We start from the raw sequence: 12,032 nt of genomic DNA, 5'->3' as shown, positions 1-12,032 counted from the left end.
TTTTCCATACTCCTGCCCCCACCACCCCCCTGCGGGGCCCCCCCCCCCCCCACCCCCCCCCACCTTACTTGGGTGTGTTGGTTGGTGTTTTTTGGCCCCCCCCCCCCCCCCCCCCCCCCCCCGCGGCGGCTTGCCTCCTCGCTTCGTAAGCCACCGGGTGCGATTTCCTGCAGCCGTACGACACTGCATCACCGGGTCACCGGCTCTCACGCGGTCGAACCAAAGGAAATAGCCCTGCGAACGAGGGGCACATCGATCGCCGGAATTGCGAACTCCCAGCACCGACGAGAATCCTCTACAGAAAGCAGGCGGAACATGTCGCGATCAACCCGACCGCCTTCTCCAGTTATCGACCCTGCGCCATGAACGTGAAATGGGGCAACCAAATTCATAACGCTCGATTCCTTGGCGAATCGGACCGGCTTCCAGATTATGCATGAATCTGCGGCGGAGTCCAGGATCAACATCCCCCGGTGAAACCTTCCGCCTTCACGAATGTAAGCGGTGACAGCGCGAGGTTCTCCGGAATCGAAAGCCATAACATCCGCCCTTGCGCGCTCCGGAGCATCCACCAGGAACTGGTCGACGAGACGCTTGGGATTTCTCAGCAAATCCATGAAGGTTTGCGTTCCAGCGGCCCGATGTACCCTTTTTGCCACCCTTTATCCCATCCGCTGGAGCTTACATTCACGCTGGCTCGCTTCCGACGGCTTGGGTGGCTGAAGCCGTCAACCGAGCTTCAGCCACCCGACTACCGTTCGAGCTCTACGGCTTCCAGTACTTCTTCTTCGTGAACATCAGCCTCGCCATTCCAGACCAGGTGCTGCGGAACTGGTGCGCAGCGTGGAGCCTGAATGCAACCTTACCAGCGAATACTCCGCCGATATTTTGTGCCGCGCCCACGGTTGCCGCCTGCGCATATCCCCTTCCTGTGTGCTTTCCACCGCTGATCGAGTAACTTGCGGCTCCGCCGGCTGCACCGATCCCTGCGGCAATCACATAACCGGCGATGACCCCTCCACAGAGCCCTGCCGTGGCTGCGATACAGAGAGCCCCACCAAGGAGTGCTGCCGCGGTAATGCCGATCTGCGCAATTCCCCGCCAGTGATCGGATACGAACTCACCGGTGGCTTCTGCTGCATCTGCGACTCCAGATACAGCCTTCCCTCCCGTGTTATCCCAGGCCGTATCCAAGCCGCCGGCTATCTTCCCCCAGATACTCTCCTTCTTGCGACGCTCCGCGTCGGCCCTAGCCTGGCGTTCGGCTGCCCGCTTCGCCGCCTGGGCTTTCGCCGCCGCGACCGCCTTCGCGTTGTAGTGGTAGACCTTGTAGTGCGACGGGTTCGCCCGGTACGCCTTGTAGCGGCGCTGGGATTCCGCGTCCTTGCGCGGGCTCTGGTGCCAGATCCACTGGCCGCTCTTGTACGTGTAGCCCACCGACATGCCGCGGTCGTTGCCCCAGCGGGTGTCGTTGTACGACGCTCCGCCGGCCGGGCCGTCGGGGCGCAGGCCCGTCGGGTCCGCCTTGGTCAGCGGGTTGTTGTGGCCGTAGGCGTAGGCGTTCATCTGGGCCGGGTCGTCGAAGTCGATGACGGGGTCGACCGAGAGGAAGCGGCCCGTGCCCGGGTCGTACTCGCGGGCCCCCAGGTGTGTCAGGCCGGTCGGGTCGTTCGTGCCGCCGACGAAGCCGCGGGTGCCGAAGGTTCCCGACTGGGCCGTGCGCAGTTCGCCGAAGGGGAGCTGCTTGCGGTGGGTGACGCCCAGGGTGGCGGTGTCGATGGCCGTCATGGCCGTTCCCTGGTGGTCGCCGACCAGGTAGGAGATGGTCGCGCCGGTGCGGACCGCGACGGTCTCGCCGCCGTGGGTGTAGTAGCGGGTCGCGGTCTTGGTGCCGTTCGCCGCCCGCTTGAGTTCGTCACCGTTCGGCAGCGACAGCACGGTGCTGCCGTCCGCGTTCCGGGTGACGAGCCGGTCGCCGTCGGCGTCGTACAGGTAGCTGGTGGTCTTGCCGGCCTCGACCAGGGTGGCGAGGTGCCCTTCGGCGTCCCAGGTCAGGTCCTGCACCTTGGTGCCGATGGTGCGGTTGGTGGTGTTGCCGGTGGCGTCGTACTGGAAGGTGCTGACCCGGCCGTTGTCCGGACCGCCGGCGACGGTGGCCTGCTGGACGGCGTGCGGCCGGTCGGCCTTGGCCGCCGGGTGGGTGAAGTCGGTCGTGGCGCCGGCCAGCTTGTCGCTCTGTCCGGTGCGGTTGCCGAGCTTGTCGTAGCCGTAGGTGAGCCAGTACGCGTCCGGGCCGCCGACGCTTGTCGAGGCCGGTGCCGTGGCGCAGTCGGTCTTCGCCGTCCACGCCTCGGTCAGCCGGCCGAGGGCGTCGTTGGTGAAGCACTGACGGTCGGTGGACGCGGTGGCGTCCTGGCCGGTGGTGCTGGTGATCCCGGTGACGTTGCCCGAGGCGTCGTAGTCGTAGAGGGAGCGGTCGACCCGCCTCGGGGCGAGGAACCGGTCGGTGGTCCGCTCGATCAGGCGCCCGGTGTGCTCGTCGTACGCCTGGGTCCGGAAGACCTTCTTGTCGAGGGCGTCGCCGAACTCGGTGCCGACGGGGCGGCCGAAGACGTCGTACTGCACGTTGGCGACGAGCACGGATCCCGCACGCGTGGTGCGGTACGGCTGGTCGTCGCTGTTGTAGTTGGTGACGACCCGTTCGGCGGGGATGTCACCGACGGCCGGGTTGAGCGTCCACTGCAACGCGCCGGTCTCGGGGCTGTAGCCGTACGTCCAGGTGTAGGTGCCTTCGAGGCCGCTCACCGCGGTCGGCACGGTCAGGCTGGTGGACGTCGGCTGGTAGCGGTCGTCGAACCCGCCGTTCGCCATGGTGTACGCGACGGCGCCGTCGTAGCGGGTGCTGCTGGTGAGCTGTCCCTTGGCGAGGGTGTCGTAGGTCCACTTGGCGAGGGTGTCGCTGTCCTTCTTGACCTCGGTCTTGCGGCCGAGCTTGTCGTAGACGGTCGTCAGGGTGATGTTCCTGGCGTCCTTGCCGGTGAGGACCTGCCCGTTGGCGTCGTACGTGAGGGTCGTCTTCCCCTTGTCGGGGTCGTCGACCTCGGTCTTCTGGCCCCGGTTGTCGTAGGTGTAGGTCCAGGTGTTGCCCGCCGGGTCGGTGACCGAGGTGGGCTCGTCGAACTTGCCGTAGGTGTAGCTCGTCTTCTGGGGCTGGGTCTGCCCGGCGCCGGCGTACTGGATGAGCTCGGTGGTGCGTCCGGCGGCGTCGGTCACGGTGGTGGTGACGGTGCCGCCCTTGGGCGGGGTCACGGTGACCCGGTCGCCGCCGTAGGCCGTGGTCGTCCGCCACTTCTCGTCGCCTCGGAAGAGCGACAGGGCCTCGGTGACGCGGCCCATGCCGTCGAAGTGGTTCTCGGTGGCGTTGTCGACCTGGTGGATCTCCTTCGCCGTGTAGAGCGTCGCGGACGGGGCGACGTCGGCGTAGTACGGGGCGAAGCTCTTCCAGACCCAGCCCCGCGAGTCGTAACGGGTCTCCGTCATGATCGTGTGCTGGGTGCCGCCGGCCTGGGCCTGCGCCTGGCGCTCGCGCAGCAGACCGTCGTACAGGGCGTACGTGGTGCGGTAGGTGCCGTCCTGCTTGAGGGTCTTGGTGGTGACCGCGTTCGCCTGGGTCGCGGAGATCTTGTACGTGTACTCCGCGGACGGCTGGGTGGCGTGGTCGGCCTTCGTCCAGCCGGGCTGCCACACCTTGAGCACGCGGCCGAGTCCGTCGTGGACCGCGTCCGTGCGCTTGCCGTTGGCGTCGACGGACGCGACGACCACTCCGCGCACCGGGTCGTAGGTGGTGACCGCCGCGTGCCCGAGGGGGTTGGTCACCGTCATCGAGGTGGGGATGCCGGTGGTCGGGCTGTAGACGGTGGTGGTGGTCTGCGCGAGCGCGTCGGTGTCGGTGAGCTCGCGTCCGTGCTGGTCGTAGCTGTGCTTCGCCGTGGTGACGTAGCCGGTGCCCGCCGCGTCCTGCTCGTCGATCCGGGTGACGTCGCCCTTGACCGGCGCGGTGGTGAGGGCGGTGGCCCCGTCGTAGTAGCGGCGCTCGACGGAGATCAGGTCGTCGGGCAGGTTCGGAGCCGTACCGCAGGAGGTGGCCACGGTCCTGATCTCCGACGGCAGTCCGAGGATGCCGCCGGGGGCGTAGGTCGTGGTGGTGCACTCCTCGTCACCGGTGACGGCCGTGTCGCCGAGCCGGGACTCGGTGAGGACATGGCCGTTGGTGTCGAAGGTCCGGTGCGTCTCGGTGGTGCGCCAGCCCTGGCCGACGGCGGTGCGGAGCTTCTCCTTCTGGCCGCCGGTGATGTACGCGTGGCGGTCGGGAAGGCCTTCCCCGCGGTCCTCCGTCGCGGTCGCCGACGACACCCACGGGGTGAAGCTGCTGGTGGACTCCAGGCGGCCGCCGTCACCGTTGTACGTGGCCTCCTCGCGGGTCATGCCGGCGAAGGCCTCGTGGTCGGTCACCGCGATGCCTTCGCTGTCCTTCACGGCGGCACCGGGGATGCCGCGGAAGTAGCGGTACTCCTTGAGGGTGCGCTGGAAGGGGGACGCGCCGGTCCGCACCTGGACGAGGCCGAAGCCCTTGCGGTCGCCGTAGGTGAGGTGCGCGGCCTTGGTGAACTCGTCGTCCTTGGCCTTGGCCCAGGCCATGCCCTCGGGGTAGGTGTACTCGGTGCGCTTCGCGGCCGCCCCGCCGGTGTTGTCGTTCTCGACGATCAGGTTGACGGCGTAGGCGTGGAACCAGTCGAGGTACGGCTCGTAGTTCGCGGCCGGGGCGTCCGGCGGGGACCACTTGACCGGGTAGCAGCGCCGGTTGTTGGAGGTCGGGGACGGCACGCTCGTGGCCGAGCAGTCCGGCGGCGTGTAGCCGACGCCGATGGTGCCGCCCGTCTCGGTGTTGACGGCGGAGACGCGGAGGCGCCACATGGCCGGGACCGGGTCGGGCTCGCCGCCCGTGGTCGCGCCTTCGACGCGGTTGGGCATCGCGACGCTGTTGAAGGTCACCGGGGGCAGCTTGACGGTGCCGGTGCCGGTGTGACCGCTGCGGGTGATCGACTTGAGCCAGAGCGGCTTGGAGGTGGAGCTGTCGCCCGTCACCGGGAAGTCGTGGTCCAGGACCCAGCTGTCGACGGGCTTGTAGGCGGCCGCGGACCAGACGTACGTGGCGATGGTGGAGAGCTTCATCCGGGTCCAGAAGGACGGCGAGTAGCGGTCCTTGCACTCGGTCCCGGTGGCGCAGTACTGGTCGAAGGGTACGTCCGGCCAGTTCTTCGCGTTGGTCTTGTCGAAGACCGTGCAGCCGGTGAGGCAGCGCTCGGTGTGGGTGAACTCGACCTTCGCGGTGGGCTGACCGTAGGGGTTGGAGTCGCGCAGGCCGTACTCGATGCGCTTGAGGTAGCCGCTCCGGTCGTACGGGGTCGCGGTGGAGGCGCCTGTGTCGGGGTCGACGTTGCGGCCGTAGGAGTTGGCCTCCTCGCCCCAGTAGTACGTCATGGCGTCGCCGTGCGGGTCGACGACCAGGTCGAGGTTCCAGCGCCAGGCCTGCTGGCACCAGGCGTCCTTGAACGCGGCGTTGTAGCAGGGCTCGCCGGTGTGGTTGCCGAAGACGGGGACCGTCCAGGTGGAACGGGTCTCCGTCTTTCCGGTGGCCCAGCCGTTCAGCCGGTTGGCGCCGAAGTAGTACTGGGTGCCGTCCGGCGTCGTCACCTTCCAGTACTCACCGTTGTCGTCGCCGTTGTTGTCGCCGTAGTTGTCGGCGGCGGAGCTGGTGGCCTTGACGATCTTGGTGCCGTCGTCGGTCTCCAGGTTCCACGTGCTCGACGCGGTGTCCCAGATCAGCTGGTTGGTGCGGCCGCCGAGGTTGAGGACCGCGTTGTCCTTCTTCCAGCAGAGGTCGCCGACCTTTGCGGTGGTGTTGTTGCTGTTCGCCTTGTCGTCCGTACAGGGGATGTACTGACGCTCGATGTAGCCGGGCTCCATGGACCAGCCGTCGCCGACGCCGCCCGGCTGGTTGTTGGTGGCGGCCGTCCGGCCGTCGACGGCCTGTGAGCCGTACCCCAGCTTGAGCTGCGGGCTGACGTCGCCCGGGACGTCCGGGACGTCGATGTCGTAGTTCCAGGAGAAACCACCGCTGGCCCCGCCCGCCGACCAGGACGCGGACGCGGCGAGCGACGTGGCCTTGAAGTCGCCGGACGAGCCGGACGCCGCGGCGGTGGCCGCCAGGACGGTGGCTTCCCCGGCCGCGGCGGACAGCGTCACGGGCGCGGACAGCTTCCCCGCCTCGACGTCGTTGACCGTCGCCAGTTCCTTGCCCACGCCGCAGCCCTTGGCCTCGGGCGTGGTCAGCGCACAGGCGGGCAGCGCCCTCAGCCGCAGCCGGGAGGACCAGTCGCCGCCGTAGGCGTCGCGGAACGCGTCGTAGTCCAGCTCGACGCGTACCTCACCGGTCGCCTTCTGCAGGGGCTGTACGGAGAGCACGACCCCTTCGACGCCGAGGCGCCGCGCCGTGTCCCGGCCGAGCACGTTCACGCGCGTCCGCTCGGCGGCCTTCGCGTTCTGCTTCCAGACCCGGACGCCGGACACCGCCGGATCGGCGAGCGGCGAAAGGACGGCGCTCTTCGCGGCCTGCGGGATCGCGACGGATGCCCTGCCGAGGCTCTGGTCGGCCGATGCCTGGGCCGGCCAGGCCACCTGAGGAGTCCGCCACGTCGTGGCGGTGGATGCCTTCTGGCGTGCGCTCTTCTGATGGGGAGCCACCGGCTCCACCTGTACGGGATCGGTCTCCCGTGGCTTGTCAGGCCGCCATTCAGTGACCGCCGCCGCCACCGGTCCCCCCAGCAGACCCACGGAAAGCAATCCCGCGGTCAGGACGGCGACTGTCCTGATCTGTCTTCTCCCCAGAAGAGTTCTGCTCGTGTCGAGCTCACTCACTTGTACTTCTCCCCACCCAATTGTACGGATGCGCCACAGGCACGTCCGTAACCGACAGAAGTTAACGGCAGGCTCGTTCACCGAGGGTGAGGGTGAAAAGAAGAGAACTGAAAATCCGTCAAGTAGCCCTGGCCATTTTGGGCAAGCAGGCTAATTCCACTGGAACCGTGCACTCTCGGGCGTGAAAATCAGCCAAGTGACATAGTCCTGAAAACGGCGCATCCTCCTGGGCTGCAAACGATCTATTGTGCGGGGCGACCGAATCCTGGGAGGGGAAATCATGAGGAATCGGACCATTCGAAGAAGTGCGAAAAGACCCGTCGTCGGTGTCATAGCCGTCACCACCGCAGCCGTCCTCGGCTCCGCGCTCGCACCCCAGCCGACCGCCGAGGCCGCGCCGACCACCACGCGGACCGCCTCACCGCAGCCCGCGCCGGAGGACACCGCCGGCAAGCAGGCCAGAGAGACCGGTAAGCGCGTCGAGGTCCTGGCCCGTCGCACCGAGACGTCCCAGCTCTTCGCCAATCCATCGGGCGGCTACACCCAAGAGCAGTACGCGCTGCCGCGATGGACGCGGAAGGACAACCAGCTCGTGCCCATCGACACGGGCCTCGAGCCGACGAAGGACGGGCGGATAGGCCCGAAGGCCACGATGGCCGGACTCTCGTTCTCGGGCGGCGGAACGGGCCCTGCCGTCAGCATCGTCCACAACGGCCGGAAACTTTCGCTCAGTTGGCCGAACGCACTGCCGAAGCCCACCACCCAGGGCGACACCGCGACCTATGCGGAGGTGCTTCCCGGGGTCGACCTCACTCTCCGTGCGGGCAATGCCGGCTTCGGCCAGCTCCTCGTCGTCAAGACGCCCGAGGCCGCCGCGAACCCGGCCCTCAAGTCGATCCGCTTCTCCATGGCCACGGACGGCGTGAACGTCTCGGCGGACTCGAACGGCAACCTGACCGCGGTCGACGCGGCCGGCCAGCAGGTCTTCACCGCGCCGACACCCCGTATGTGGGACAGCTCGACCTCGAACGGCCTCGGCAAGACGCGTGCCGCCGGCGCATCGACACCGCCCACCGACAGGTTCGAGCCCGGGCACGGTGCCAAGGAGGCCGACCTGGGCGTCTCCCTCGGCAAGGGCTCCATGACCCTGACCCCGGACCAGCCTCTGCTGACCGGCGACGACACCACGTACCCGGTGTACATCGACCCCACCTATGCCGTCCCCGGCACTCGTGAGGCCTGGGCGCTCGCCTACAAGCGCACTCCGGGCACCGCCTACTTCAACGGCGCGGGCTGGCACAACTCCGACGGCAGTGTCGGGACCAGCGAAGCGCGGGTGGGCTACGAGAACATCACCAACGGACTCGGCCGCTCGTTCTTCCGGATGGATTCCAACAACCTCTGGAACACCAAGAAGAAGATCAAGAAGTCGACCTTCCGGATCAAGAACACCTGGTCCTGGTCATGCGAGGACCGAAGGACCGAGCTCTGGCTCACGGGGGGCATCTCGACCTCCACGACCTGGACCAGCCAGGACAACTCCACCATGTGGGCCAGGAAGCTGAGCCACTCCGACACCTCCCTCGGCTGGGCCGGCGGTGACTGCCCGGCCGGCAACCTCGCCTTCGACGTCACCTCCGCGGCCACCGAGGCGGCGACGAAGAAGTGGAACAACATCACGCTCGGTCTGCGCGCCAGCAGCGAGACCGACGTATACGCGTGGAAGAAGTTCGACGTGGCGACGGCGACGCTGTCCACCGACTTCAACACGTACCCCAAGGCGCCCACGAGCCTCGACACCACTCCGGACACGAACACCGACGCCTGTGTGGCCGGCGAAGCGATGATGGGCACCCCGACGATCGGCAACACCGACATCACGCTTTCGGGCACCTTCTCCGACCCGGACGGCGGCATGGCCAAGGCCCGCTTCGTCATGTGGCCCTACGGCCACGGCGGTCCCGACAACGAGGTCAACCAGGTCGTCGACGTCCCCTCCGGCAAGGGCGCGAAGCTCACGGTCCTCAAGGCGACGATGAAGACCCTCCTGGCTGACGCCGGAACCACCTCCTCGGGTCTCTTCTCCTGGCACGCACGCGCCGAGGACGGCGAGCTCACCAGTGCCTGGAGCCCCGTCTGCGTCTTCAGGTTCGACGCCACCCGGCCGAGTTTTCCGCCGAGCGTCAGCTCGACCCAGTTCCCGGACGGCTCCGAGGGCTGGCCCGAGACCACCGGCCTCGCCCGCAGCGAGGGAACGTTCCGGCTGAGGAACCAGGACACGGATCCCGCCTTCACCTTCGAGTACTGGACCGACTGGGATCCGACCATCCGCAAGATCGCGTTCGGCGCCCTGGGTGGCTTCCTCGCCGACGTCAAGCTCACGCCACCCAGTGTCGGCAGGCACTCCCTCAGCGTCCGGCAGACCGACAAGGGCGGCAACATCTCCGACACGGCGCGCTATTGGTTCTACGCCAACGGCCTCGACACCCCCGACAAGCCGGGTGACCTCAACGGTGACGGAGCCGCCGACTTCTACGGCGTCCGCACCGACGGTGACCTCTGGTTCTACGCCGGTCACGGCAAGGGCACCTTGTCGCCCGCCACCACGGCCGCGAACCAGGACTTCACCGGCGCCGACGTCACCCGCCGCGGAGACTGGACGCAGGACGGATTCGAGGACCTCGTGGCCCTCAACGCCGGAAGCGACGGGAAGACCATCACGGTCCACCCCAACAACGGCTTCGGCTACGCGTGCTCCGCGCGTGACGAACAGGCCGACGGTGTGTCGAAGGCGTGCCGGTACGACGAGATCGAGCTCTCCGTTTTCAGCGACACGAACAACCACTGGGAGAACGCCTCCCAGATCCTCGCCGTCGGCGATGTGGACGGCCCGCTGGACACGGACGCCGACGGTGTGATCGACGTTCCCGGCCACCCCGACCTCCTGGTCAAGGAGGGCGGCAAGCTCTGGCTCTACTTCGGGTCGGCCGACCACCGGCTCGACAGCGGCAAGGACCCGCTGCTCGTCGGCACCGGCGGCTGGACCGGTTTCGATCTCGCCGCCCCGGGTGACCGCGACAAGGACGGCGACGTCGACCTCATCGCGAGGAACGGGGCCAACGGCGAGCTCCGCCTCTACCCCGGCACCGCCGACGGTACCGGCCTCGGCAACGGCACCACGTCCACGGTCATCGGCACGGGCTGGACCAAGACCAACCGCCCGCTGTTCACCGCCGTCCCCGACGCCAACGGGGACGGGACCTCGGACATCTGGTCGACCAGCGGCGAGGGCCAGCTGTACTTCTACCCGAACGCCGTGGGCTCGGGCACGGTCGTCGGCACCGGCGGCTGGAGCTCGTTCCAAGACCTGGGCTGACCCCGGCAGCAGCACGGCGGCCCCGGCGGGATCCATCTCCCGTCGGGGCCGCGCTCCGTTGTGCCGCCGTCGCGCGGTTCAGCCGACGCCCGGTGGGCCCATTCCGCCCTTCAGGCGGTCGATGTCCGACTGGCGGACCTGGATCACGAAGACGGCTATCAGGGCGGCGACCACGGCGAACACCGCCGCCGTGACGAAGCCCGCGGAGACTCCGGCGGTCAGGACCTCGTCGCCCCAGGGGGGCGGCAGCTGGCCGGTCTTGGCGAACTGGGCCTTCTCCAGTGGTCCCGCCTGGGAGAGGAAGGCGGGGACCTGCGTGTCCGCCTCGGTGCGGCTGGCCGTTCCGAAGACCGTCACGAGGATCGACAGGCCCAGCGAACCGCCCACCTGTTGCGTGGCGTTGAGCAGGCCGGAGGCGGCGCCCGACTCGTGGGGTTCGACGTTCGACAGCGCCATGATGGTCAGGGAGACGAACATCAGGCCCATGCCGAGGCCGAAGACGAGGATCGGTCCGAGGATGCTGCCCAGATACGTGGAGTCGATGTCGGTGAGCGTCAGCCAGGACAGTCCGGCCGCGGCGAGCACCGAGCCGGTCACCATGAAGGGTTTCGGGCCGAACCGGGGCAGCAGGTTGGACGTCAGGGCGGCGCCGACGCCGATGATCGCGCTGATCGGCAGGAACGCGAGACCCGTCGTCAGGGGGCTGAAGCCGAGCACCTGCTGGACGAACAGGGTGAGGAAGAAGAACATCCCGAAGATGGCCGCCGCCAGGCAGAGCATGATGACGTAGGTGCCCGAGCGGTTGCGGTCGGCAAACATGTGCAGTGGTGTGATGGGCTGCTGGGAGCGGCGCTCGATCAGGATGAAGGTGGCCAGGAGGACGACCGCGGCGACGAACGAGCCGATCGTGTAGGGGTCGCTCCAGCCCTCCTGCGCGGCCCGGATGAATCCGTACACCAGGGCCACCATGCCGAGCGTCGAGGTCAGGGCACCGAGCAGGTCGAAGTGGCCGGGGTGCCGCTCGGACTCCTTGACGTGGCGCGGTGTGAGGAACGCGATCAGCAGGGCGATCGGGACGTTGACGAAGAAGATCCAGCGCCAGTCGAGCCATTGGACGAGCATGCCGCCGGCCACCAGGCCGATGGCGCCGCCGCCTGCCGAGACTCCCGCGAAGACACCGAAGGCCCGGTTGCGTTCCGGGCCTTCGTCGAACGTGGTGGTGATGAGGGAGAGCGAGGTCGGGGAGGCTATCGCGCCGCCGACGCCCTGCAGGGCCCGGGCCGCGAGGAGTTGCCACTCGCTCTGGGCCAGTCCGCAGAAGAGCGAGGCGAGACCGAAGAGCAGGACGCCGAAGATGAAGACGCGGCGCCGGCCCAGGATGTCGCCCGCGCGCCCGCCGAGGAGCAGCAGGCCGCCGAAGGTGAGGGTGTAGGCGTTGACGACCCAGGACAGGCTGGTCGTGGAGAAGTCCAGCGCGCTCTGGATGTGTGGGAGCGCGATGTTCACGATGGTGATGTCGAGAACCACCATCAGCTGGCAGGAGGCGATCACGAACAGGGCGATGCCCTTGCCGTCACTGCCTTTGCTGGGGGTGGCGGTCTGTGCCGGGGGCGTCGGCTGGGGTGTACTCATTTGGCGACCTCGGGTCCGCGCCTGGTGAGTGAGCCGTGGGCCGGTC

At 68.1% G+C, this 12,032-nt stretch carries 3 protein-coding genes; 1 reads left to right on the top strand and 2 read right to left on the bottom strand.

Going from position 1 to position 12,032, the window contains the following annotated elements; translation table 11 throughout:
* Positions 1-765: 765 nt before the first annotated feature.
* Entirely contained in the window at positions 766-6,804 is a 6,039-nt protein-coding gene (locus ACH4MY_RS23615) for an RHS repeat domain-containing protein (protein WP_398005705.1), read from the bottom strand.
* Positions 6,805-7,258: 454 nt separating this feature from the next.
* Here ACH4MY_RS23615 and ACH4MY_RS23610 point away from each other — a divergent pair, with 454 nt between their 5' ends.
* Positions 7,259-10,354, top strand: a complete 3,096-nt coding sequence (locus ACH4MY_RS23610) for an FG-GAP repeat domain-containing protein (protein ID WP_398005704.1) — start codon at positions 7,259-7,261, stop codon at positions 10,352-10,354.
* 78 nt (positions 10,355-10,432) lie between these two features.
* Here ACH4MY_RS23610 and ACH4MY_RS23605 read toward each other — a convergent pair whose 3' ends face one another.
* Positions 10,433-11,986 carry an MFS transporter gene (locus tag ACH4MY_RS23605; protein ID WP_398005703.1) on the bottom strand — a complete coding sequence of 518 codons (1,554 nt, stop codon included), beginning with the start codon at positions 11,984-11,986 and terminating at the stop codon, positions 10,433-10,435.
* Positions 11,987-12,032: the final 46 nt, after the last annotated feature.

The sequence above is a fragment of the Streptomyces sp. NPDC017246 genome, assembly GCF_044331325.1.
Classification (GTDB): Bacteria; Actinomycetota; Actinomycetes; order Streptomycetales; family Streptomycetaceae; genus Streptomyces.
This window is presented reverse-complemented; position numbering and strand designations above follow the sequence as displayed.